The following is a 22,855-nucleotide window of genomic DNA, read 5'->3' on the forward strand; positions in this document are numbered from 1 at the left end:
GTCCGCCGACGAAATGGACGGGTATGCGGCAACTAGCGTCACCAACGCACGACGGAATCACATGAGCGACTTTTCACACAACGACGGCGCGCGAACCGCCGGCGAGGTTGTACTCCGGCTCGCGCTCGCGGGCATCACCAAACAATACCCGGCCGTGCGCGCGAACGACGACGTCACGCTGGCCGTCGCGCCCGGCGAGATCCACGCGGTGCTCGGCGAGAACGGCGCGGGCAAGAGCACGCTGATGAAGATCATCTACGGCGCGGTGCGGCCGGACGCGGGCGAGATCCGCTGGGAGGGCGAGGTGGTGGAGATCGCCAGTCCGGCGGCCGCGCGCAAGCTCGGCATCGGCATGGTGTTCCAGCACTTCTCGCTGTTCGAGACGCTGACGGTCGGCGAAAATATCGCGCTCGCGCTCGACGAACCGTTCGATCTGAAGGCGCTTTCCAGACGCATTCGCGAAGTATCGGCCGACTACGGGCTCGACATCGATCCGCAGCGCCACGTGCATAGCCTCACCGTCGGCGAGCGGCAGCGCGTCGAAATCGTGCGCTGCCTGCTGCAGAATCCGCGTCTGTTGATCATGGACGAACCGACCTCGGTGCTCACGCCGCAGGCGGTGACGAAACTCTTCACGACGCTGCGCCGGCTCGCGGCCGAAGGCTGCAGCATCCTCTACATCAGCCACAAGCTCGACGAAATCCAGGCGCTGTGCGATAGCGCGACCGTGATGCGCGGCGGCCGCGTGACCGGGCACGTGAAGCCGAAAAGCGAGACCCATGCGTCGCTCGCGCAGTTGATGGTCGGTCATGCGCTGCCCGATTACACGCGGCGCGAGCACAAGCCGGGCACGGTGCTGCTCGACGTGAAGCGGTTGTCGGTGACGAGCGACGATCCGTTCGGCACGTCGTTGCGCGACGTGTCGTTCAGCGTGCATGCGGGCGAGATCTTCGGCATCGCCGGGGTGTCGGGCAATGGGCAGGCCGAATTGCTGGCCGCGCTGTCGGGCGAAAAGCGCGGCGAAAAGCGCAGCCTGCACGCCGACGCGATCACGATCTGCGGCAGGCCGGCCGCGCGCCTCGGCGCCGGCGCCCGGCGCGCGCTCGGCTTCGGCTTCGTGCCGGAAGAGCGCCTCGGCCGCGGCGCGGTGCCGGCGATGAGCCTCGCGGATAACGCGCTGCTCACCGCGCATCGGCAGAACATGGTCAGCTCGGGCTGGATCAAGGCCGGTGCGATGCGCGCGTTCGCCAGGCGCTGCATCGACGCGTTCGACGTGCGCTGCGGCGGGCCGGACGCGCTCGCGCAGAGTCTGTCGGGCGGCAACTTGCAGAAATACATCATGGGCCGCGAGATCTTGCAGGCGCCGAAGGTGCTCGTCGTCGCACAGCCGACGTGGGGCGTCGACGTCGGCGCGGCGGCGTTCATCCGTCAGCAGTTGCTCGATCTGTCCGCGCGCGGCGTCGCGATTCTGGTGATCTCGGAGGAGCTCGAAGAACTGTTCGATATCTGCGATCGCCTCGCGGTGCTGGCGGGCGGGCGGCTCTCGCCGGTGCGCGCGACCGGCGCGACCAATGCGGAGGAAATCGGCCGCTGGATGGCCGGCCTGTTCGGCGAGCGCGAGGGCGCGGCGCCCGCGGCGGATCAGCCCGCGCATGCGTGATGTGCGTGGCGATGCCCTTCGTAAGCAGGCTTGAAACACGCGCCCCTGAATAAACCAATACGACCTCCGAAGCCATCCATGATGCTTGCCTATCGACTCGAAGCCCGCACCGCGCCGTCACGTACGATGCAACTCGCGGTGCCGCTGATCGCCGCGCTGCTTACGCTCGCGATCGGCTTCCTGATTTTCGGCCTCGTCGGCCGCGACCCGTTGCAGGCCATGCACGCGTTCTTTATCGAACCGCTGTCGAGTGTCGACGGCTGGTCGGAACTGTTGCTCAAGGCGTCGCCGCTATGCCTGATCGGCCTGGGTCTCGCGATCGGCTATCGCGCTAACGTCTGGAACATCGGCGCCGAAGGGCAGATGCTGCTCGGCGGCATCGCGGCGAGCGGCGTCGCGATTTATTTCGATCAGGCGAGCGGCTGGTGGATCCTGCCGACGATGATGATCGCCGGCATCGCCGGCGGCATCGCGTGGGCGGCGATTCCCGCGTTCCTGAAGAGCCGCTTCAACACCAACGAAATCCTCGTGAGCCTGATGCTCACGTACGTCGCGACGCAACTGCTGATCTACCTCGTGAGCGGGCCGTGGCGCGATCCGCAGGGGATGAATTTCCCGCTGTCGGAAATGTTCAGCGGCGATGCGCTTTATCCGACGCTGTACGGCGACTGGCATTGGAAGTGGTTGCGCGGCACGCGGCTGAACGCATCGATCTTCGTCACGCTGATCGCGATTCCCGTGGTGTGGGTGTTCATGCGCAAAAGTTTCGCAGGCTTCCGGATGAACGTCGGCGGACTCGCGCCGCTTGCCGCGCGCTACGCGGGCTTTTCCGACAAGAAAACGGTCTGGACTTCGCTGCTGATCAGCGGCGGCCTCGCCGGCCTCGCCGGGATGGGTGAGATCGCCGGTCCGATCGGCCAGTTGCAGGCAACATGGTCGCCGGGTTATGGCTTCACCGCGATCATCGTCGTGTTCGTCGGCCGGCTGCATCCGCTGGGCATCGTGCTCGCGAGTCTGCTGATGGCGTTGCTGTATCTCGGCGGCGAAGCGGTGCAAACCTCGATGCAATTGCCGCAGGCTTTATCAGGCGTGTTCCAGGGGCTGTTGCTGTTCTGCCTGCTCGGCGCCGACCTGTTCGTGAACTACCGCGTGCGGCGCCGCTCGACGGCCGCGGCCGCCGCGGTTCGTCAAGCTCGTTAATCCGCTCACCGGCTAACTATGGATATCCAGCAAGCCAGCGCGCTCACGTCGAGCGCCATCACCGCGTCGATCCCACTGATGTACGCGGGCGCGGGCGAACTCGTCGCCGAGAAGTCCGGCGTGCTCAATCTCGGCGTCGAAGGGATGATGCTGATGGGCGCGGTGAGCGGCTACGCGGTCACGGCGATCACCGGCAGCCCGTGGCTCGGCGTGCTCGCCGCGATCGGCGCCGGGCTCGCGATGTCGCTGCTGTTCGCGTTCCTCACGCTGACGATGCTCGCCAACCAGGTCGCGACCGGGCTTTCGCTGACGATCTTCGGCATCGGCCTGTCGGCGTATGTCGGCAAACCGTACACGTCGGCCGCGGTGCGCGCGACGATCGATACGTGGACGATTCCCGGGCTGTCGAAAATACCGGTGCTCGGCGCCGCGCTGTTCAGCCTCACGCCGCTCGATTACCTCGCGTTCCTGATGTTCGCCGTGATCGGCTGGTTCCTGTATCGCACCCGCGCCGGGCTGGTGCTGCGTTCGGTCGGCGAATCGCCGCAGGTCGCGCATTCGGTCGGCTTTCCGGTGCTCGGCGTGCGCTACGGCGCGGTCGCCTTCGGCGGCGGCATGGCGGGCCTCGCGGGTGGCTACTATTCGATCGTCAATCTGCATCTGTGGCAGGAGAACCTGATCTCGGGCCGCGGCTGGATCGCGCTCGCGCTGGTCGTGTTCGCGACCTGGCGCCCCGGGCGTCTGCTGGTCGGCTCGCTGCTGTTCGGCGCGGTAACGGGGCTGCAGTTCTACGCGCAGGCGATCGGCGTGCCGGTGCCGACGCAGTTCCTCGCAATGCTGCCGTACGTCGCGACGATCGTCGTGCTCGCGCTGATCTCGCGCAATCCGAACACGATCCGTCTGAACGCGCCGGCGTCACTCGGCAAGCCGTTTTTCTCGGCGGGCTGAGCGCGGCGCGCACCTTTTCGCTCACCACGATTCGCATAACACGACAGGGGAATCACATGAAGAGAAGAAAACTGCTGACCGCTTTTGCGTGGGGCGCGGCCTCGCTCGCGCTGAGCGCGGCGCCGTTCGCGCAAACCGCACAAGCCGCCGACGTGCCGGGCGTCGCGTTCGTTTATCTCGGCAATCCGGGCGACGCAGGCTGGACTTTCGCGCACGACCAGGGTTCGAAGGAAGCCGAAGCGAAGTTCGGCAACCGCATCAAGATCACGCGGGTCGAGAACGTGCCGGAATCGGCGGACTCCGAGCGCGTGTTCCGCGATCTCGCGAACAAGGGCAACAAGATCATCTTCGGCACGAGCTTCGGCTTCCAGGACTTCGAGCTGAAAGTCGCGAAGGACTTTCCCGACACCGTGTTCCTGCACGCGACCGGCTACAAGAAGGCGCCGAATTTCGGCACCTACGACGTGCGCATGTATCAGGGTGCGTATCTGGCCGGCGTCGCCGCGGGCTATGTGACCAAGACGAATACACTCGGCTTCGTCGCGTCGGTGCCGATTCCGGAAGTGGTGCGCAACATCAATGCGTTCACGCTGGGCGCGCGTTCGGTGAATCCGAAAGTGCACACGAAGGTGATCTGGATCAACAGCTGGTTCGATCCGGGCAAGGAGAAGCAGGCCGCCGAGACCCTGATCGGCCAGGGCGCCGACGTGCTGCTGCAGAACACCGATTCGAGCGCGACGCTCGCGACCGCGTCGGAGAAACACGTGCACGCGTTCGGCTGGGATTCGGATATGAAGAAGTTCGGCCCCGACGCGCACCTCGGCTCGGTGGTCGGGCACTGGGGCGTGTACTACAACGCGGTGATCCAGCAGGTGCTCGACGGCAAATGGAAGAACGATCCGGTGTGGTGGGGGCTGCCGCAGAAGGCGGTCAACCTCGAAGATCTGAATACGTCGGTGATTCCGGCCGACGCGCAGAAGCACGTCGCGGCGCAGCGTGATCTGCTCGCCAGCGGCAAGCGCGATGTCTTCACCGGGCCGATCAAGGATCAGTCGGGAGCGCTCAAGGTGCCGGAAGGCAAGACGCTGAGCGATCCGGAGTTGCAGCGGCTGAACTGGTATGTCGAAGGGGTGGACGGCTCGTTGCCGAAGTAAGGGGCGGATGCGGGTGTCCGTCTGTCGTCGAAGAAAAGCGGCGTTCAGCTTGGACTGAACGCCGCTTTTTTGTTTGCGCGAGCTTGCGATGTTGTCATACGGGGGGCCTTCGCAATGGCGCGATGTCGCAACGCTGGCACGTCGTTGCTCAATCGTCTGCTCAAACCATCGCTTGACCGGTCGCTTAATCCTCGAGCCGCAGACCGACCTTGAGCGTCACTTGCCAGTACGAGACCTTGCCGTCCTCGATCTGGCCGCGGGTTTCCGTGACTTCGAACCAGTGCAGATTGCGCAGCGTCGCCGACGCCTTGGCAATCGCGGTGCTGATCGCATCGTCGATCGATTTCGTCGATGAGCCGGTCAGTTCGATCTTCTTGTATACGTGGTCTGACATGGATGTTCTCCTTGGTCTGCGCCGTGGGTCGAAAAAACGCCGTTCGGAAAAGCGCGGGTGTCGAACGCAGAATGAAAGGCGCGCTTTCAGCAAAAAGTATAGGCAACGGTTCATGCCCGTCGGCGACCGGATGCACGGCACGTCGCACCCGGCCGCCGGTGGCGATGACGCACGCCGCATGCCCGGTTTTGCGCGGTAACGCGGGTCACGCGGGCGGGTTTCGCGCGGGTTTGTTTCTCGATAACCTGCTAAAATATTCGGTTTTTCGCCGATATCACCTTCAAGGGGACGCGCCGTGCTGTCTACTGCCAATATCACCATGCAATTCGGGCCGAAGCCCCTCTTCGAGAACATCTCGGTCAAATTCGGGGAAGGGAACCGCTATGGGCTGATCGGTGCGAACGGCTGCGGTAAATCCACCTTCATGAAGATTCTCGGGTCGGATCTGGAGCCCAGTTCGGGCAACGTAATGCTCGAACCGAACGTGCGCCTGGGCAAGCTGCGCCAGGACCAGTTCGCGTACGAGGACGTGCGCGTGCTCGACGTCGTGATGATGGGCCACACCGAAATGTGGGCCGCGATGACCGAGCGCGACGCGATCTACGCGAACCCCGACGCGACCGATGACGACTACATGCACGCCGCCGAACTCGAAGCGAGGTTCGCCGAGTACGACGGGTATACGGCCGAAGCGCGCGCGGGCGAACTGCTGCTCGGCATCGGCATCGCGATCGAAGACCACAACGGGCCGATGAGCAATGTCGCGCCCGGCTGGAAGCTGCGCGTACTGCTCGCCCAGGCACTGTTCTCGAAGCCGGACGTGCTGCTGCTGGACGAGCCGACCAACAACCTTGACATCAACTCGATCCGTTGGCTGGAAGACGTGCTCAACCAGTACAACTCGACGATGATCATCATCTCGCACGACCGGCACTTCCTGAACCAGGTCTGCACGCACATGGCCGATATGGACTACGGCACGCTGAAGGTCTATCCGGGCAATTACGACGACTACATGCTCGCGAGCACCCAGGCGCGCGAGCGTCAGCAGGCCGCCAATGCGAAGGCGAAGGAGCGCGTGGCCGATCTGCAGGACTTCGTGCGGCGCTTCTCGGCGAACAAGTCGAAGGCACGCCAGGCGACCAGCCGTCTGAAGATGATCGACAAGATCAAGATCGAGGAATTCAAGCCGTCGTCGCGGCAGAACCCGTTTATCCGCTTCGAGTTCGAAAAGAAGCTGCACAACATCGCGGTGGTGGCCGACAGCATTTCGAAGAAATACGAGCGCACGATCTTCAACAACTTCAGCATCAGCGTGCAACCGGGTGAGCGCATCGCGATCATCGGCGAGAACGGCGCGGGCAAGACCACGCTGCTGCGCGCGCTGCTCGGCAACCTGCAACTCGAGCACGGCACCGTCAAATGGGCGGAAAACGCGAACGTCGGCTACATGCCGCAGGACACCTACGAAGAGTTTCCGGATGACGTCACGCTGATGGACTGGATCGACCAGTACCGCAAGGAAGGCGACGACGAGCAAATGGTGCGCGGCACGCTCGGCCGGCTGCTGTTCAACGCGGACGACATCCGCAAGTCGGTCAAGGTGCTGTCGGGCGGCGAGAAGGGCCGCATGATCTGGGGCAAGCTGATGCTCGGCCGCCACAACGTGCTGATGATGGACGAGCCGACCAATCACATGGACATGGAGTCGATCGAATCGCTGCAGATCGCGCTCGATAAGTTCGAAGGCACGCTGATCTTCGTGTCGCACGACCGCGAGTTCGTGAGCGGTCTTGCTAACCGCATCATCGAAGTGCGCACCGACGGCACGTTGAATGACTTCGGTGGCAACTACGAAGACTTCCTGACGAGCCAGGGCGTGCAGTAAGCCCATCGATGCAGGCGGCGAGCCGTTTGCCGCTTACGCGTCACACCGAAAGCCCGCTTCATCGACGTGGGCTTTTTTTGCGCATTTGCGAGCAGCACGGACATTGTTCAGCCGCGCTGGCAAGTCTTTTCGGAACACGACGCTTTTTCCGGGGCGACGCGCGCTCTAAAGTGTCAGTCTTCAATCTGCGATCCCTCCCATCATGCAAATCGATACCGTGACGACGCCAGTATCTGTCGACGGAAGTGCCACGTCGGCAAGTCAATGGCTTTCCGTCATCGCCGTTGCAGTGAGCGCTTTCGCGTTCGTGACCGCCGAGTTCCTGCCGGTCGGTCTGTTGCCGCAAATCGCCCACGACCTCAGCGTATCGACCGGCGTGGCCGGTCTGATGGTCACCACGCCCGCCGTGATGGCCGCCATCTTCGCACCGGCGCTGATCGTCGGCGCGGGCCGGATGGATCGCCGCTACGTTTTTCTGCTGCTGACCGCGGTGCTGCTGATCGCGAATGTGGTTTGCGCAGTCGCGCCGGGCTTTGCGGTGATGCTGGTCGGGCGGGCGCTGCTCGGCGCGGCGTTGGGCGGCTTCTGGACGCTCGCGACCGCGGCGGCGCCCCGACTCGTGCAGGGCAAGGACGCGGCCAAGGCGACCGCGACCATTCTGACCGGCGTGACGTTGGCCACCGTGGTTGGCGTGCCGCTCGGCACGTTTATCGCGTCGTTTGCGTCGTGGCGGATGGCTTTCGCTGCCACGGCGGTGCTGGTCGCGCTCGCGTTGCTCGCGCAAGCGCTGTTGGTGCCGTCGTTGCCGTCCGCATCGGGGTTGCGGCTCGCCGATTTCAGGACCTTGCTGGGGCGGCCTCGCACGAGGCTCAGCATGGTGATGGTCGCGCTCGTGTTTGGTGCGCATTTCTCGACTTATACGTACATTGCGCCGCTGCTCGAGCATGACTTCTCGTTGAGCGCGATTACGCTGTTGCTGTTCGGTTTCGGGCTGATCGGCTTTTTCTCGAACGCGTTCACGTCGATGGCGGTCGCGGACCATCTGAAAAAAGCGGTTGCGGCAATGATTCTGCTGCTATTAGGCGCGATGTCGTCGATGTTGCTGCTCGAGCATTCGCCGATCGGCGAGACGGCCGGGATGCTGCTATGGGGTGTCGCGTTCGGCGCGCTGCCGCTTTGCTTTAGCGTGTGGATCCAGCGCGACACGACGGAGCTGCCGGAAGCGGGATCGGCGATGTTCGTCAGCGTGATTCAGGTGGCGATCGCCGTGGGTTCGGCGGTGGGGGGCACGATTGTCGATCGTGCCGGCATTCACGCGGACTTTACGCTGGGACTGGGGCTCGCGTTGCTCGGCCTTGCCGCACTGCAGCGGCTCGCGGCAACCAAGCGAACGGCCGGCGCGGCTTCGGTCGAATGCGCGTGCGATGCGTCGCCGGACTGACACAGCCTGGCGACGGCACGCACGCGCTAGGTGCGGTTAGCGGCGTTATACGTTGTCGTTCTGAAACCGCATCGCGGTGCCTTCCCGTTCGATGCGCGTCCAGACCGCGCGCTTTTCGTCGTCGCTCAGAAACACCCAGTTGGATACCTCGGTCGCGGTGCGTCCGCAGCCTTTGCACACGTCGTCGAAGAGCGTGGAGCACACGCCAATGCACGGGCTGTCTGGGAGTTCATGAAGATTCGAAGTCATTGGGAACCTGGAGGCGCAGAGGCAAAAGTGCCGCTATGTTAACCGATGCTCACCGCGAGTCTCGTCGCGCTGCAATCACGCACCCGCCACCAACTGCCATAACAACGCCCCATTGAGCGCGATGATGAAGGCCGCCGACAGCCACGCCAGCACGAGCGGCACGCCGCGCACCCGCCAGCTGCGCATCAGCTTCGCATCCGACGCGTAGCGGATCAACGGCACGACCGCGAGCGGCAGTTGCAGGCTCAGCACGACCTGGCTTGCGACCAGCAACTGATTCGAGCCATGCTGGCCGAACATCGCGACCGCGAACAGTGCCGGCCCGATCGCCAGCGCCCGTGTGAGCAGCGCGCGCTTCCAGCGCGGCAGCCGCAACTGCAGGAAACCTTCCATCACGGCCTGACCGGCCAGCGTCCCGGTGACGGTCGCGCTCAGCCCGCAGGCGAGCAGCGCCGCCGCGAACAGGATGCCGGCCCAGCGGCTGCCGACCAGCGGCGCGATCAGCCGATGCGCATCGGCGAGATCGGTCACGCCGCGATGGCCGCTCGCATAGAAGACGGCGGCCGAGACGATCAGCAGCGCGGCATTGATCACGAACGCGAACGCGAGTGAGCCGAAGGTATCGAGATTGACCACGTGCAGCGCGACCTTGATCTGCGCGTCGCTGCGATCCGGTGCGTGATGCTTGACGAGTGCTGAGTGCAGATAGAGGTTGTGCGGCATCACCGTCGCGCCGACGATGCCCGCTGCGAGCCACAGCATGCCGGCGGTTCTCACCAGCTCGATGCTCGGCGCCAGGCCAGCCAGCGCGGCGTGCCAGTCGGGCCGCGCGAGCGCCAGCTGGATCACGAAGCACAGCCCGACGAAGCCGATCAGCGTGCCGATCACCGCTTCGAGCTTGCGGCCGCGTTTCTGCTGCAGCGCGAGCAGCGCGAACGTGCAGACCGCCGACATCAGCACCCCGACCGTCAGCGACACGCCTAGCAGCAATTGCAGCGCGACCGCGCTGCCGACCACCTCGGCGACGTCGCAGGCGATGATCGCGACCTCGCTGGTGAGCCACAGGAACAGCGTGCCGCGCCGCCCGGTGCGCTCGCGGCATAGCTGGGCGAGATCGCGCCCGGTCACGACACCGACCCGTGACGACAGCCATTGCAGCAGCATCGCCATCAGGCTCGACAGCAGCACCATGCCGAGCAGGCGGTAGCCGTAGCCCGCGCCGGCGCCAAGTGCAGTCGCCCAGTTGCCGGGGTCGATATAGCCGACCGCGATCAGCGCGCCGGCGCCGAGGAACGAGAACCAGTGCGCCGGACGCGCCGGCTCGCCCGGCAGTGGCCGGCGGCGCTGGTGGCGCATCGCGAAGGGATTGGTGTTCATCGGTGCCTGAACTCGGAAATCATGGCCTGTTGCAAGCGACGTGCCCGCGAGCAAGCGGTGCTGCCGTGCCGCAAGCAGCTATTGTGCACCGTCGGCGGCCACGCGGCTGGTGCTTCGGGCAGCCGTCCGCCATCCGGGGGCGGCGTGGCGGGGATGCGCATCGAAAGCGCACCGCGGGCAGCGTGGCATTGCCGCGGCTGCCGATCGGGGCGTCGGCCTTGCCGGCCATGCAAGCAGCAGCGGGTACCCGCAAGCGCGAACAGGCGCCGACCTGACAACGACATAACAACGCGCGAGTGCAACGGCATCGCGCAACGCACCCCAATGCGAGCCGGCATCATCCGCAACCGCCACGACCGCCCGCAGCCCCGGCGCAGCAGGGATGCGGCGCCGCTACCGTCCGTTCATTTTTCGGTGGACAGGCGCCGATAACCCGTTAAAATTGCCGCCATTTTGCAGGGGTGCGGCCTCGGCCTGTACCGTTTGCGCGACAGCTCCGGGTTTCTTTTTGGAGCGGGCACAATTGATGGTAGTTTTCGGGGTTTTCAGGGGCTGCGGGCACGACTTCGTGGCTTGAGTGACGACGGTTTCGGAGATCGGGATGAATAAACGGATAGTGGGGCGAGTGGCGGCGCTGCTCTTGTGCGCGGCGCCGTGGTTGACGGCCGCTGCGAAGGATACGCAGCTCAACGTGTACAACTGGTCCGACTACATCGCGAAGGACACGATCCCGAACTTCACGAAACAGACTGGCGTGCAGGTCAAGTACGACAACTACGACAGCGACGACACGCTGCAAGCGAAGCTTCTCACCGGCAACTCGGGCTACGACATCGTCGTGCCGACCAGCAACTACGCGGGCAAGCAGATCGCCGCGGGCATCTTCGAGCCGCTCGACAAATCGAAGCTGCCGAACCTCAAATACCTCGACCCGTCACTGATGGCGCTCGTCGCCGGCGCCGATCCGGGCAACAAGTACGTGGTGCCCTGGGCCTACGGCACGACCGGGCTCGGCTACAACGTCACGAAGGCCCAGCAGATTCTCGGCGCGAACACCCCGCTCGATAACTGGGACATCCTGTTCAAGCCGGAAAACCTCTCGAAGCTGAAGGCCTGTGGCGTGTCGGTGCTCGACGCGCCGGACCAGATGTTCGCGGCCGCGCTGCACTACATGGGCAAGGATCCGATGAGCACCAACCCGGCCGACTATCGCGCCGCGCTGGAGATGCTGAAGAAAATCCGCCCGTACATCACGCAGTTCAACTCGTCGGGCTACATTAACGACCTCGTCGGCGGCGACATCTGCTTCGCGTACGGCTGGTCGGGCGACGTCGTGATCGCCAAGCATCGCGCGGTCGAAGCGAAGAAGCCGTACAAGATCGAGTACTACGTTCCGAAGGGCGGCGCGCCTGTGTGGTTCGACGTGATGGCGATTCCGAAAGACGCGAAGCACAAGGAAGCCGCGCTCGAGTGGATCAACTACATTGAGACGCCGCAGGTGCACGCCGCGATCACCAACGCGGTTTATTACCCGAGCGTCAATACGGAAGCGCGCAAGTACGTGGACAAGGATGTCGCGAACGATCCGGCCGTGTATCCGTCGGCGCAAACCATCAAGACGCTGTTCCTGCTCAAGCCGCTGCCGCAGGAAATCCAGCGGCTGCAAACGCGGCTGTGGACCGAATTCAAGTCCGGCCGCTGATGGCGGCATGAATCAGCCAGAGGCATCATCAAGAAGCCCCCGGTGTTCACCGGGGGCTTTGTTCGTCAAACGCCGGAGTGAAGCAGCATTATGATCAGCAGTGACCAGCCGGGCGCGCTGGCGGCAGCGGGCGCGCCGTCCCCGGGCCGGAACGCGGAGACGGGCGACGCAGCGGACCAGTTCATCCAGATCGTCGACGTCGTCAAGAAGTTCGGCGAGACCGTCGCGGTCAAGGGGGTCAGTCTGTCGGTGAAGAAGGGCGAGCTGTTCGCGCTGCTCGGCAGTTCCGGCTGCGGCAAGTCGACCTTGCTGCGGATGATGGCCGGACTCGAAACCGTGACGTCGGGCCGCATCCTGATCGATGGCGAAGACCTCGCGCAACTGCCGCCGTACCGCCGGCCGGTCAATATGATGTTCCAGTCGTATGCGCTCTTTCCGCATATGACGGTCGAGGCGAACGTCGCGTTCGGTCTCAAGCAGGAACGCGTGCCGAAAGCCGCGTTGAAAGAGCGCGTGCACAACGCGCTCGAACTCGTGCAGATGGGCCGTTTCGCGAAGCGCAAGCCGCATCAGCTGTCTGGCGGCCAGCAGCAGCGCGTCGCGCTCGCGCGCTCGCTCGTCAAACGGCCGAAGCTGCTGCTGCTCGACGAGCCGATGTCGGCGCTCGACAAACAAATCCGCCAGCGCACCCAGATCGAACTCGTCAACATTCTCGATACGGTTGGCGTGACCTGCATGATGGTCACGCACGATCAGGAAGAAGCGATGACGATGGCCAGCCGGCTCGCGGTGATGAGCGAAGGCGAGATCGTGCAGCTCGGCACGCCGCATGAAGTCTACGAGTATCCGAATAGCCGCTTCTCGGCGGAATTCATCGGCTCGACCAATCTGTTCGAAGGCCGCACGGTCGAGGACGAACCCGATTACGTGTTCATCGAAACGCCGGATCTCACCTGCCGCCTGCACGTTAATCACGGCATCACCGGTCCGCTCGGCATGCCGGTGACGATCTCGGTGCGCCCCGAGCGCATCGCGCTCACGCGCAAGCCGCCTGAGGGCGCGTACAACTGGGGCAAGGGGGTGGTCACGAATATCGCGTACATGGGCGGCTATTCGCTGTATCACGTGAAGCTCGACGGCGGTAAGACCGTGATCGCGAACGTGACCAGCCTCGCGCTCACCGAAATCGACCCCCCCACCTGGGGCGACGAAGTGTACGTGCGCTGGAGCGCATCGGCCGGCGTGGTGCTGACGTCATGAAGGCGGCGCTTGCTTCGTTTTCCGCATGGCCGGCGCGGCGCCTGAAGCTCACCGGCCGCACCGCGGTGGTGGCGGGGCCGTTCATCTGGCTGCTGCTGTTTTTCCTCGTGCCGTTCCTGCTGGTCGTGAAGATCAGCTTCGCCGATTCGCAGCTCGGCATTCCGCCGTACACGCAGCTGGTGAACTTCGCGGAAGGCGCGCTGCACATCACGCTCGATCTGTCGCATTACGCGTTTTTGCTGACCGACAGCCTCTATTTCGCGACCTATGTGAATTCGGTGGTGGTCGCGGCGATTTCGACCGTGCTGTGTCTGCTGATCGGCTATCCGATGGCGTACTACATCGCGCGTTCGAATCCGGCCACCCGCAATCTGCTGATGATGGCCGTGATGCTGCCGTTCTGGACGTCGTTCCTGATTCGCGTATACGCATGGATCGGGATTCTGAAAAACAACGGGCTGTTGAATAACTTTCTGATGTCGATCGGGCTGATTCATTCGCCGATCGAGCTGTATCACACCAATACCGCGGTCTATATCGGCATGGTCTATTCGTACCTGCCGTTTCTCGTGATGCCGCTTTACGCGCACCTCGTGAAGATGGACCTGACCTTGCTCGAAGCCGCTTACGACCTCGGCGCGAAACCTTGGAAAGCGTTCTGGCAGATCACGTTGCCGCTGTCGAAGAACGGCATCATCGCCGGATGTTTGCTGGTGTTCATTCCGGCGGTCGGCGAGTACGTGATTCCGGAACTGCTCGGCGGCGCGAACACGCTGATGATCGGCCGCGTGATGTGGAATGAGTTCTTCGACAACGCCGACTGGCCGATGGCCTCCGCGGTCACCTGCGCGATGGTGTTGCTGCTGCTCGTGCCGATGGCGCTGTTCCAGCATGCGCAGGCGAAGGCGCTGGAGGAGGGCCGTCAATGAAGCCGAATCGCATGTTGCGGCTGATGGCGCTCGGCATCGGCTTTCTGTTTCTGTATATCCCGATCGTCAGCCTCGTCGTGTATTCGTTCAACGAATCGCAACTGGTCACCGTGTGGACGCGCTTTTCGACGCGCTGGTACGCGGCGCTGCTGCAGGACGACGAGCTGATCGCGTCGGCGTGGCTGTCGTTGCGCATCGGCTTGATGACCGCGTTCGCGTCGGTGGTGATGGGCACGTGGGCCGGTTTCGTGCTCGCGCGCATGGGGCGCTTTCGCGGCTTCACGCTGTACACCGGCATGATCAACGCGCCGCTCGTGATTCCCGAAGTCATTCAGGGCATTTCACTGCTGCTGCTGTTTATCGAAATGGCCCGTCTGATCGGCTGGCCGGCCGAACGCGGTGTCTTCACGATCTGGATAGGCCACGTGATGCTGTGTATTTCGTATGTCGCGATCATCGTGCAATCGCGCGTGCGGGAGCTACATCCTTCGCTCGAAGAAGCCGCGCTCGACCTCGGCGCGACGCCGCTGCGCGTGTTCTTTTTCGTCACGTTGCCGCTGATTTCTCAGGCGCTGGTGTCGGGCTGGCTGCTGTCGTTCACGTTGTCGATCGACGATCTCGTGTTGTCCGCGTTCCTGTCCGGTCCCGGGTCGACGACGCTGCCGCTCGTGGTGTTCTCGCGCGTGCGCCTCGGTCTGAATCCGGAGATGAATGCGCTTGCGACGCTGTTTATCGCGGTCGTCTCCGTTGGCGTGGTTGCCGCCAACTTCTTCATGCAGCGCGCCGAGCGCAGGCGCGCGGTGATGGCGGTTTGATGCGGCAGCGCCGGGCCGCGCGGCGCACGCGTCGCGCCGTTTGTCTCATTCATTCATTGCGCTGCCGCTGCGTCGCCTCAGACCTTGTAGGCGATCCTCACGCCGCCCCAATGCCGGCCGCCGGCGAACACCGGTGCGGACGCGTCCTTCATCATCGCGAACTGGCCGCCGCCCATGTCGCGGCGATACGTCTGCAGCAGAAACGTCTTGGTATGCGACGCGGCCGCGAGCCCGGTGCGGTCGTTGAACATCCGGCGGTTGCGGCAGTTCGCCGAGTTCCAGGCCACGTCGTCGCGCTGCGGCAACGAAAACTTCTGGTTGTGGGTCGGCAGATAGCCGCGCAAGTCGACCGCGGCGCAGAACACCACGCGCGGGTCGAGCTCGAGTATCGGCTCCAGGATCGGCGGCAGCACGCGGTCGGTGAACGCGGTGAAACGCGTGAGAAATTGCGGCGGATCGCTGCCGGGCACCGGCACATAGTGCGAGTCGAACAGATCGTCGAGCGAGATGTCGCCGCGCGCGACGGCTGCGTCGAACAGCTTGCTGACCTTGGCCGCGACCTGCTGGACCGCGTCGATGAAACGCGTATCCGCGGTTTCGACACCGGTCGCCGCGCTCAGCTCGATCAGCGTCTCGGATACGCCGAGCAGATTGCCGAGCCGGTTCCTCGCCTGCGCGAAGTTCTCGCTCGAATCCTCGACGCCGCTCGCCATCTCGAGCACCTGCGCCTCGAGCCCGTCGCATTGGGTTTCGATCTCGCCGGTTAGCGTTGCGATCTGGCCGGCCTCGTTGTTCAGTTGCGCGATCGCGTCGCCGGTCGCATGCACGACGTCGCCGATCTTGCGCGTGCCTTCACGCACCCGATGCGCGCGTGCGGTATTCACCGCGCCTTCGCTGATCAGTTGCTCGGTGTGCTGCGTGAGCTGCGCCAGCGTGGTTTCGATCTGCCCGGTCGCCTGCGCGGTTTTCGCGGACAGGTTCTTGACCTCGGCGGCCACCACCGCGAAGCTGCGCCCCGATTCACCGGCGCGCGCGGCTTCGATCGCGGCGTTCAGCGCTAGCAGATGGGTCTGCCGCGCGATCTGCGAGATCTCCTCCGATACGCGGCTCACGTGCGCAAGCGCGCTGCGCAGCGCGCCGATCTGGCTTTCGATCACGGTCACGCCTTCGACGAGGCCATGGATGTCGGCGAGCGACGCTTCGAGCGTCGTCTGCGATTGCTGCACGCCGGTGGCCGCGTCGGCCGACACGTTGCGCATTTCGCGCGCGGCCGCGGCGATGCGATGATTGCCAGCGAGCGTTTGCGCGGCCGACTCGCGCAGCGCACGGCATACTTGCGACTGGTGCTGGATGCGCGCGGCCACTTCGTCGACGTGCCCCGACACGTCGCAGATTTCCATGCCCAGTTTGCCCGCCTGGGCGGCAATATCGCCGACGACGCTTTGCGAACGGTGCGCACGACGGAAAATGAAGCGCGTCATAGCTGTCTCCTCGGTAGCGCGCCACACGCGCGGGTGACACCAATGAAAACGCGCCGTCATCCGCGGTGGATGCGGCGTCTATAAGGTCTTCCCGATGTATTTACGACGAACTTTCAATCGACTTGATGCGGGATATCCCGCACTCGCGACGATGGATCGACGCGTCGCGGCAAACGGCCGCGACCTGTTTCGGCGACGGCCATGATCGCGTCTGTTCTGCGCGTGCTGGATTGGGAGCCGCTTTTTCGCCTGTGGGAACTGATTGTGATGATCTGCAAGTTTCTGTGGGATCTGTTGCGTTTGTTGAGCGGTGGTTGAGCGGGAGCGCCTAACGGCGAGTGCCGGCGCGACGGGCGTAACCGCCGCAACCCCCGCAACCCCCGCAACCGCGTATCGCCCGGTCGCATCAACGTGCGAAACGATAATCCCGTGGCCGCACGCGCCGCGTCCGTTTGCGAAAGCTGAACGTGAAGCCGGGCCACAGCGCGGTGACCTTGCCGCTGTTCGTCTGATACCAGCTATGGCAGCCGGTCGTCCACACCGAATGCCGCATCGCCGTCTGCAGACGCGCATTGAAATCGCGCTGCACGTCGGCGCGCAACGTCATCGTCCGAGCGCGGCGCTTGCGCAATACGCGCAGGCAATCGACGATGTATTGCAGCTGCGACTCGATCATGTAGATCATCGAGTTGTGGCCAAGCCCGGTGTTCGGGCCGGCGATCATGAAGAAGTTCGGGAAGTTCGCGATGCTCATGCCGAGATAAGCCTCCGGGCCGTCGCGCAGCCACAACCTGCTCAGGTCCGCGCCGTCGAGCCCGGTCACCTCGAACGGCGCGCGCACGTCGTTGACCTGGAAACCGGTGCCGCAGATGATCGCGTCCGCGTGGCGATGCACGCCGTCTTCGGTCACGATGCCGTTGGCGACGATCTCACGAATGCCGCTCGTCACGACGTCGACATTCGGCTGGCAGACGGCCGGATAGTAATCGCTCGATAGCAGCACCCGCTTGCAGCCGAACTGGTAGTTCGGCGTGAGCTTCGCGCGCAGCACGGGGTCCTTCACGCGCCGCTCCAGGTAGCTGAGACCGAACTTCATCGGTACGTTCATCAGCTTCGGATTGACGACGAACGCGATTGCACGCGATTCATGCTGCCAGTAGAGCGCGCTGCGCACGAAGTGCTGCGTGAACGGCAGCGTGCGGAATAGCCAACGCGCGCGCGGGCCGACCGCTTTGTCGGGTTTCGGCATCACCCACGGCGCGGTGCGCTGGAACAGGTCCAGATGCGCGACGCGCGGCTGGATTCGCGGCACGAACTGGATCGCGCTCGCGCCAGTGCCGATCACCGCGACGCGTTTGCCGTCGAGCGGATACGCATGGTCCCAGCGCGCCGAATGAAACAGCCTGCCTTCGAAACGGTCGATGCCCTCGATGCGCGGCAACGCGGGACGCGACAGCGGACCGCTCGCCGCGATCAGTACGTCCGCCTCGATCGTTTCGCGCGTGCCGTTCGTGTCGATATCGACGAGCCACAGCTGGCGCACTTCGTCAAAGCGCGCGGCGCTGACCTTCGTATGACAGCGTACGTGGCGCTCGACGCCATACTTGCGCGCGCAGTGTCGCAGATACTCGAGGATTTCGGCCTGAGCGCTGAACGCGCGCGACCACGACGGATTCGCTTCGAACGAAAAAGAATAGAGATGGGACGGGACATCGCAAGCCGCGCCGGGGTAGGTGTTGTCGCGCCAGGTGCCGCCGATGCCGCTCGCAGCCTCGTAAATCGTGAACGACGTGATGCCGGCCTGCCGCAGACGGATCGCCATGCCGATCCCGGCAAAGCCGCTACCGACGATCGCGATGCGCGGCGCGGCGGAGGCGGAAGGGGCGGGCGTCATGGCGGTCTCCGGGAGGGGCCAAAGCAGCGGGCGAAAACAGCGCGTGAAACGGTGGAGGGTATCGCAGGGTCATGCACGGCAACGCGGGCGACGCAGTGGGCAAGCCGATCCTATGCGTAAGTCAGGCGCCCCGGTGCGAGACAGCGAGCGCGTTTGCGTCTGAGCGCTGGTACCAGTGCGACAGGAAGCGAGCAGGGCTGCGGAGCCGGCTCGCGTTCGACCGACGCGCGACGGGGCCGCGAACCGGTGGGCAACGCCGGCGGGCAACGCCGGCGCGCAAAACCGCGGGCAGAAAAAACAGGCCCCGTATGAAGGAGCCCGATTTTCATTCGATGCGACACAGACGCTGACAGCGCCGATCAATCAGGTATCGGTCCAGCCGCCCGAATCGTCGTTGCTGCCCATGTCGATGCCACCGCCGCCGCTGTTGTCGTCCCAGTCGTTCGAGCCCTGACCGAAATCGAGACCGCCGCCGTTGCTGCCGTCGTTGCCGCCGTCATTACCGCGGCGGCGTAGTTCGTCGTCGTCGACGATCACGTCGCGTTCGACGACGCGGTCACGCCCATGGTTCAGCGCTTCGCCGAGCAGCACGCCGGTCAACAGGCCACCCATGCCGCCGCCCATTCCACCGCCTTGCTGCACGATGACCTGCGGCTGCTGCTGGTACGGCTGTGTTTGCGGATACGGCGGCTGCGGGCTGCCAAAGCGCTCGGCTTCCTGCGCGTACGCCGACTGCTGCCCGCTGCCCACGGATGCGGCGCTCGGGTCGGGCCGGCCGTCGGCGCGGGCGCGCAGGCTGGCAACGCGCTGCTCGAATTCGTCGAGCTGATACGGCGGCAGCGGATTCTTGCCGTTCGACAGCGTCTCGACGATGCCGCGCAGTTGTTCCTCGGTGGCTTCGACGTCTTTCTCGAGCGCTTCATGACCCGGCGCGGTGGAGAGTTTCACGTCGAGCTTCATTGAACGCACCGCGTTGAGCAGCTCGGTCGCGCGCTTCAACTGCGCGCGGCGGTCCTCGCCGGCGCGCGTATCTTCCTGCGTGCGGGCTCGCCGCAAGGTCCAGCGCAGCACCAATGCGATCACAGCAATCAGAACGATGATACCGATCCACATACCGACCCCCAGGCCATGCCGTGGTTGCGCTTGCGAGACCATCGCCGACGGTTGCTGCACAGCAGGCGCATTCTGCTGCGCGAACGGATTCGCGGCGTGACGGGTAACCTTGCCGCCCGCCCGTTCGGCGTCGCTGCGCAGGCGCGCTTCCGTTTGCGCGAAGCGGCCCGGGTCGGTGAAGCGGATTTGCGGATCGAGCGTTTTTGCCTGCTGCAGCTGCGCGAGCGCATCGCCATAGCGGCCTTCGCGATCGAGCACCTGCGCGTACAGATAGTGCGCGCGCGCATTGTTCGGATGGGCCTGCAGCACTTCGCTCAAGCCGGAGTCGGCCTGCTGCCAGTTGCCCTGCGCCATCGCGGATTCGATTTGCTGAACCGTCGGCACCGCGAACGCCGCGGCCGACACGAGCAGCAGCGAAGCGAAAGCGGTTACGAGAAATTTTTTCATGTGCGGACCGGGCGCGGCGCGCCCGTCTCCATCAGTCGATTGCGGTGGCCGCGTACGGCGGCCGGTATGCCGGGGCTTGCGCGCGTGGCTTGCCCGGCATGTACTGCGATGGCCGCGCCGGCGTCGAACGCGCGTTCAATAACGATTCGACGGGTGGCACTCGATGCGCGCTCGACGCACGCTCACTGCTGCGCCGGCGTGTTGAGCTGCTTCTTCAACGCTTCGAGCCGTTCGTCGACGGACGGACCGCGATTCAGATCCGCGAGCTTGTCGTCGAGCGCCTTGCCGCTTTTCACGTCGGCGGAATTCAGGCGCGCGTCGGAACGCGCGTTCGACAGCGCGACCTTGTCTTCGAGCTTCTGAAAATCCTCGGCCAGATTCTTGCCGCCGATGCCGCCGAGCGCGGTAGCCGCGACGTCCTTCGCTTCGGCGATCTGCTGCTTCGCCTGCAGGATGTTCGAGCGCGCATTCAGGTCGTTGCGGCGGCTGCGCATGTCTTCGATCTGGCTCTTCAGCTGCGCGACCGACGGCTCCAGCGTGGTCAGCTCCTTGGTCAGTGTGTCGCGTTCGGCTTCGGCGGTGGCCTGCGCGCTGAGCGCTTCGCGTGCGAGCGCTTCGTCGCCGGATTGCAGCGCGCGCTTCGCGCCGTCTTCGTACTTCTTCGCCTTGTCCGCGGCAACATCGCGCTTGCTCTGCTGAGTGGCGACCTGCGCCTGAATCTCGATCAGCGAGTTCTCTGCCTTGCCGATGCTGTCGTCGAGTTCGCGCACGATCTGGCGCGAGTCGCGCGACGGATCCTGCACCGAGTCGGCGGCATCGTTCAGAAGACCTTTGAGCGTGCGCGAAATGCTGTCAAAAAGCGACATGAAAACCTCCAGAGAATGTAAGCGGCGCCGACGATGTCCGCGCGCATGACTGCCTTGAACTAGTACTTTACGCCGCTGCGCGCGAACCTGCGCAACGTTCGGACTGGAGTTCGGGGCACGCACGCCGATTGCAATAGCGTGGTCCTGAATTGTCCGGATGCGATACCCAGGTTGTCGATATCCGGTGAATGGCGAAACAGCCATGGAGACGAACTTGACGGCGGATATTACACCATCGGCTTTCTCTCGAAATAGCCGGCGCGAGGCCGCTGGGAGCGCGATGGTGCGGCAGTGGAATGACAGTGATGCGACCGCGCGTGTTGCGATATTGAAAGGCGATCGCGTGCGACACACCGATGTAACGATACGCAACACACGGGCGATCGGTCGTGCGTTTGCGTGTCGTAACCCGAACTCACGCGCCCCGTTACTATGCGCGGTTTCTTTGGCCCAACAGTGTCATGCGAAGTATCACGCGAAGCGCCCACCTTCGGTGCTCGGGTCGTTGCCCGGTTCGTCGACATCCGACAGATTGGGGACGCGGCGGCGCTTTAGCGAATTGCGCGGACGCGCCGGCGTGCCGGCTAGCTGCGGTTGCAGTTGCTGCGCCGGATCGTCGGCTTGCGCGACTCTTGCCGCGGTGACGCGCGCGACCGCTTCGGCCGTTGCCTGTGCGTCGGCATCGTGCTCGGCGGCGAGCGCGGCCGCGACCCCGGCGGGCAGCAGCGGCGCAGGCTCGGCCGCGACGCGGATCGCCACGCTCACCGCTTCGGCTGCCACGCCGGTTTCCGATACCGCCTCGGCCGCGCCACCGGATGCGACGTTGCTCACACTTCGCGCGCCTGCCGCCTCGATGCCCGTCGCGCCACTGGGCGCGCTGCGATCCACTGTGGCGCCGGCAGCGTCCTTGTCGCGGGCTTGTAACGTACCCGGCAGCGCCGCGCGGGCGTCGCGCGTACCATGCGCGACGCGCTGCAGCGCGATGTTCAACGCGTCGGGCGCGCGTGGCGCGCGCAGCCGGTCGACGATGCTCGCGGCCTTCACCTGTTCGCTGGTCGCGCCGAAGCTCAGCACCGCGCGCCGCATCAGTTCGCTCACGCTGATGCCGAGATCGCCGGCGGTGGCGGTGATCGCGCGTTTTTGCGCGGTGGTGACGAATACGACGATGCGCTCGCTGGGCTTGGTCATGATCGGCTCGCAGGCTGACTGGTATCGGCAGGGCGGCGCGGCGATCCGCGCATCGTCCGGGCGTCCGGACAAGGTACCGGACTCCATGGTCCCGAACCAGTGCGCGCATCCGTTGAGTGTCGCGCGCGGGATTCATCATATGACGAGTTGCGTCGCCGCGAAACGGGCGCCGCGCGAAAATCCCGTGACATCAACGAGTTGTAGCGTTTGCGGGCAGATTGTCCACAGGCCTTTCAACATTTTCTGTGTATAACCCCGCACAACCTGCGCATCGGCCGCGCACCGCAAAGGCCACATTGGTGCCGCGCGAAATTACAGACGCTTACCGAAGTACGCCATCGCGCGAAGGGAATTCTTACAAAAAAACTGCGTTGGACCTCGTGCGATTTCTTTAAAATGCGCTGTTACGTTGCGCCGGGGGCAGGGTTCCAGCGGGGTCCGAGGCGTGCCGTGCGGCCGGCCGGGGGCAAGGTCCGCGCGGCGGCGTACGTCCCGGCGAGGACGCTCGATCAAGACCATGTCCGCGCGAAATCGCGGGCAGAAAGGCGTGCAGTCGCACGTCCACCATTCCAGTCATGCCAATCATCAAACGACCGCATTCCTCCCATTCTCCGGCCGGCGAAGACCGGGACTCCGACCAACGCACTTCGGGACGCAATGGCGCTTCGCGCGAGCCCACACGGGGCGGCCGTTCGATCGGTGGGTCGATCGTGCTGTGGTTCTTCGGGCTGATCGCGACCGCCGTCGTGGTGGGCGCGCTGATCGTCGGCTATGCGCTCGTCGTGATGGGACCGCAATTGCCGTCGCTCGACGCGCTGACCGACTATCGCCCGAAAGTGCCGTTGCGCG

18 protein-coding genes and 1 pseudogene are annotated in these 22,855 nt (G+C 64.6%); 11 read left to right on the forward strand and 8 right to left on the reverse strand.

Translation table 11 applies throughout. From position 1 onward, the window contains the following. Window positions 1–61 precede the first annotated feature (61 nt). The 4 genes from VGH68_RS27880 to VGH68_RS27895 all read left to right on the forward strand — a co-directional run bounded on the left by VGH68_RS27880 (window position 62) and on the right by VGH68_RS27895 (window position 4,962). A complete protein-coding gene (locus tag VGH68_RS27880; RefSeq protein WP_331606975.1) occupies window positions 62–1,660 on the forward strand; it encodes an ABC transporter ATP-binding protein in 1,599 nt (532 codons plus the stop codon). Between the two features lie 78 nt (window positions 1,661–1,738). Next, window positions 1,739–2,860 carry an ABC transporter permease gene (locus VGH68_RS27885; protein ID WP_331606958.1) on the forward strand — a complete coding sequence of 374 codons (1,122 nt, stop codon included), beginning with the start codon at window positions 1,739–1,741 and terminating at the stop codon, window positions 2,858–2,860. Window positions 2,861–2,878: 18 nt separating this feature from the next. Beyond that, a complete protein-coding gene (locus VGH68_RS27890; protein ID WP_331606959.1) occupies window positions 2,879–3,808 on the forward strand; it encodes an ABC transporter permease in 930 nt (309 codons plus the stop codon). A 56-nt stretch (window positions 3,809–3,864) separates the two neighbouring features. Beyond that, entirely contained in the window at window positions 3,865–4,962 is a 1,098-nt protein-coding gene (locus tag VGH68_RS27895) for a BMP family ABC transporter substrate-binding protein (RefSeq protein WP_331606960.1), read from the forward strand. Window positions 4,963–5,146: 184 nt separating this feature from the next. Here VGH68_RS27895 and VGH68_RS27900 read toward each other — a convergent pair whose 3' ends face one another. Then, window positions 5,147–5,356: a dodecin gene (locus tag VGH68_RS27900; protein WP_331606961.1), complete on the reverse strand. Its 210-nt coding sequence runs from the start codon at window positions 5,354–5,356 to the stop codon at window positions 5,147–5,149. A 295-nt stretch (window positions 5,357–5,651) separates the two neighbouring features. Between VGH68_RS27900 and VGH68_RS27905 the strand changes: the two genes are divergently transcribed. Both VGH68_RS27905 and VGH68_RS27910 read left to right on the forward strand, forming a co-directional pair. Continuing rightward, on the forward strand, window positions 5,652–7,244 hold the full coding sequence (locus tag VGH68_RS27905) for an ABC-F family ATPase (protein ID WP_331606962.1): 1,593 nt from the start codon (window positions 5,652–5,654) through the stop codon (window positions 7,242–7,244). Window positions 7,245–7,446: 202 nt separating this feature from the next. After that, entirely contained in the window at window positions 7,447–8,685 is a 1,239-nt protein-coding gene (locus tag VGH68_RS27910) for an MFS transporter (protein WP_331606963.1), read from the forward strand. 45 nt (window positions 8,686–8,730) lie between these two features. Here VGH68_RS27910 and VGH68_RS27915 read toward each other — a convergent pair whose 3' ends face one another. Beyond that, window positions 8,731–8,934, reverse strand: a complete 204-nt coding sequence (locus VGH68_RS27915; RefSeq protein ID WP_331606964.1) for a DUF1289 domain-containing protein — start codon at window positions 8,932–8,934, stop codon at window positions 8,731–8,733. 75 nt (window positions 8,935–9,009) lie between these two features. After that, window positions 9,010–10,311 carry an Nramp family divalent metal transporter gene (locus tag VGH68_RS27920; RefSeq protein ID WP_331606965.1) on the reverse strand — a complete coding sequence of 434 codons (1,302 nt, stop codon included), beginning with the start codon at window positions 10,309–10,311 and terminating at the stop codon, window positions 9,010–9,012. 601 nt (window positions 10,312–10,912) lie between these two features. On the opposite strand from VGH68_RS27920, the gene VGH68_RS27925 reads away from it, so the two are divergent. From VGH68_RS27925 to VGH68_RS27940, 4 genes are all read left to right on the forward strand, one after another. After that, window positions 10,913–12,013 carry a polyamine ABC transporter substrate-binding protein gene (locus tag VGH68_RS27925; RefSeq protein ID WP_331606966.1) on the forward strand — a complete coding sequence of 367 codons (1,101 nt, stop codon included), beginning with the start codon at window positions 10,913–10,915 and terminating at the stop codon, window positions 12,011–12,013. 90 nt (window positions 12,014–12,103) lie between these two features. Then, the gene (locus VGH68_RS27930) at window positions 12,104–13,273 is read left to right on the forward strand and encodes an ABC transporter ATP-binding protein (protein WP_331606967.1); all 1,170 of its coding nucleotides are present in this window, start codon (window positions 12,104–12,106) and stop codon (window positions 13,271–13,273) included. Further along, window positions 13,270–14,202: an ABC transporter permease subunit gene (locus VGH68_RS27935; RefSeq protein ID WP_331606968.1), complete on the forward strand. Its 933-nt coding sequence runs from the start codon at window positions 13,270–13,272 to the stop codon at window positions 14,200–14,202. The genes VGH68_RS27930 and VGH68_RS27935 overlap by 4 nt, the downstream gene beginning before the upstream one ends. Continuing rightward, the gene (locus VGH68_RS27940; protein ID WP_331606969.1) at window positions 14,199–15,017 is read left to right on the forward strand and encodes an ABC transporter permease subunit; all 819 of its coding nucleotides are present in this window, start codon (window positions 14,199–14,201) and stop codon (window positions 15,015–15,017) included. Before VGH68_RS27935 ends, VGH68_RS27940 begins: the two co-directional genes overlap by 4 nt. A gap of 77 nt (window positions 15,018–15,094) precedes the next feature. Here the strand turns inward: VGH68_RS27940 and VGH68_RS27945 are convergent, their stop codons facing one another. From VGH68_RS27945 to VGH68_RS27965, 5 genes are all read right to left on the reverse strand, one after another. Then, window positions 15,095–16,498: a methyl-accepting chemotaxis protein gene (locus VGH68_RS27945; protein ID WP_331606970.1), complete on the reverse strand. Its 1,404-nt coding sequence runs from the start codon at window positions 16,496–16,498 to the stop codon at window positions 15,095–15,097. Between the two features lie 406 nt (window positions 16,499–16,904). Beyond that, entirely contained in the window at window positions 16,905–18,392 is a 1,488-nt protein-coding gene (locus VGH68_RS27950; RefSeq protein WP_331606971.1) for an NAD(P)/FAD-dependent oxidoreductase, read from the reverse strand. Window positions 18,393–18,755: 363 nt separating this feature from the next. Next, the gene (locus VGH68_RS27955; protein WP_331606972.1) at window positions 18,756–19,952 is read right to left on the reverse strand and encodes a tetratricopeptide repeat protein; all 1,197 of its coding nucleotides are present in this window, start codon (window positions 19,950–19,952) and stop codon (window positions 18,756–18,758) included. A 182-nt stretch (window positions 19,953–20,134) separates the two neighbouring features. Next, complete coding sequence (locus tag VGH68_RS27960; RefSeq protein ID WP_331606973.1) at window positions 20,135–20,818, reverse strand: PspA/IM30 family protein; 684 nt, start codon at window positions 20,816–20,818, stop codon at window positions 20,135–20,137. Window positions 20,819–21,289: 471 nt separating this feature from the next. Then, the gene (locus VGH68_RS27965; protein WP_331606974.1) at window positions 21,290–22,006 is read right to left on the reverse strand and encodes a hypothetical protein; all 717 of its coding nucleotides are present in this window, start codon (window positions 22,004–22,006) and stop codon (window positions 21,290–21,292) included. 575 nt (window positions 22,007–22,581) lie between these two features. On the opposite strand from VGH68_RS27965, the pseudogene VGH68_RS27970 reads away from it, so the two are divergent. Then, window positions 22,582–22,855, forward strand: a pseudogene (locus VGH68_RS27970) (penicillin-binding protein); the annotation flags it as partial.

The sequence above is a fragment of the Paraburkholderia sp. genome, from assembly GCF_036488505.1.
Lineage (GTDB): Bacteria > Pseudomonadota > Gammaproteobacteria > Burkholderiales > Burkholderiaceae > Paraburkholderia.

Coding starts and splice junctions, on each gene's coding strand:
- VGH68_RS27880 (WP_331606975.1), top strand. CDS start 62: ATGAGCGACTTTTCACACAACGACGGCGCGCGAACCGCCGGCGAGGTT.
- VGH68_RS27885 (WP_331606958.1), top strand. CDS start 1,739: ATGATGCTTGCCTATCGACTCGAAGCCCGCACCGCGCCGTCACGTACG.
- VGH68_RS27890 (WP_331606959.1), top strand. CDS start 2,879: ATGGATATCCAGCAAGCCAGCGCGCTCACGTCGAGCGCCATCACCGCG.
- VGH68_RS27895 (WP_331606960.1), top strand. CDS start 3,865: ATGAAGAGAAGAAAACTGCTGACCGCTTTTGCGTGGGGCGCGGCCTCG.
- VGH68_RS27900 (WP_331606961.1), bottom strand. CDS start 5,356: ATGTCAGACCACGTATACAAGAAGATCGAACTGACCGGCTCATCGACG.
- VGH68_RS27910 (WP_331606963.1), top strand. CDS start 7,447: ATGCAAATCGATACCGTGACGACGCCAGTATCTGTCGACGGAAGTGCC.
- VGH68_RS27915 (WP_331606964.1), bottom strand. CDS start 8,934: ATGACTTCGAATCTTCATGAACTCCCAGACAGCCCGTGCATTGGCGTG.
- VGH68_RS27920 (WP_331606965.1), bottom strand. CDS start 10,311: ATGAACACCAATCCCTTCGCGATGCGCCACCAGCGCCGCCGGCCACTG.
- VGH68_RS27925 (WP_331606966.1), top strand. CDS start 10,913: ATGAATAAACGGATAGTGGGGCGAGTGGCGGCGCTGCTCTTGTGCGCG.
- VGH68_RS27930 (WP_331606967.1), top strand. CDS start 12,104: ATGATCAGCAGTGACCAGCCGGGCGCGCTGGCGGCAGCGGGCGCGCCG.
- VGH68_RS27935 (WP_331606968.1), top strand. CDS start 13,270: ATGAAGGCGGCGCTTGCTTCGTTTTCCGCATGGCCGGCGCGGCGCCTG.
- VGH68_RS27940 (WP_331606969.1), top strand. CDS start 14,199: ATGAAGCCGAATCGCATGTTGCGGCTGATGGCGCTCGGCATCGGCTTT.
- VGH68_RS27945 (WP_331606970.1), bottom strand. CDS start 16,498: ATGACGCGCTTCATTTTCCGTCGTGCGCACCGTTCGCAAAGCGTCGTC.
- VGH68_RS27950 (WP_331606971.1), bottom strand. CDS start 18,392: ATGACGCCCGCCCCTTCCGCCTCCGCCGCGCCGCGCATCGCGATCGTC.
- VGH68_RS27955 (WP_331606972.1), bottom strand. CDS start 19,952: ATGAAAAAATTTCTCGTAACCGCTTTCGCTTCGCTGCTGCTCGTGTCG.
- VGH68_RS27960 (WP_331606973.1), bottom strand. CDS start 20,818: ATGTCGCTTTTTGACAGCATTTCGCGCACGCTCAAAGGTCTTCTGAAC.
- VGH68_RS27965 (WP_331606974.1), bottom strand. CDS start 22,006: ATGACCAAGCCCAGCGAGCGCATCGTCGTATTCGTCACCACCGCGCAA.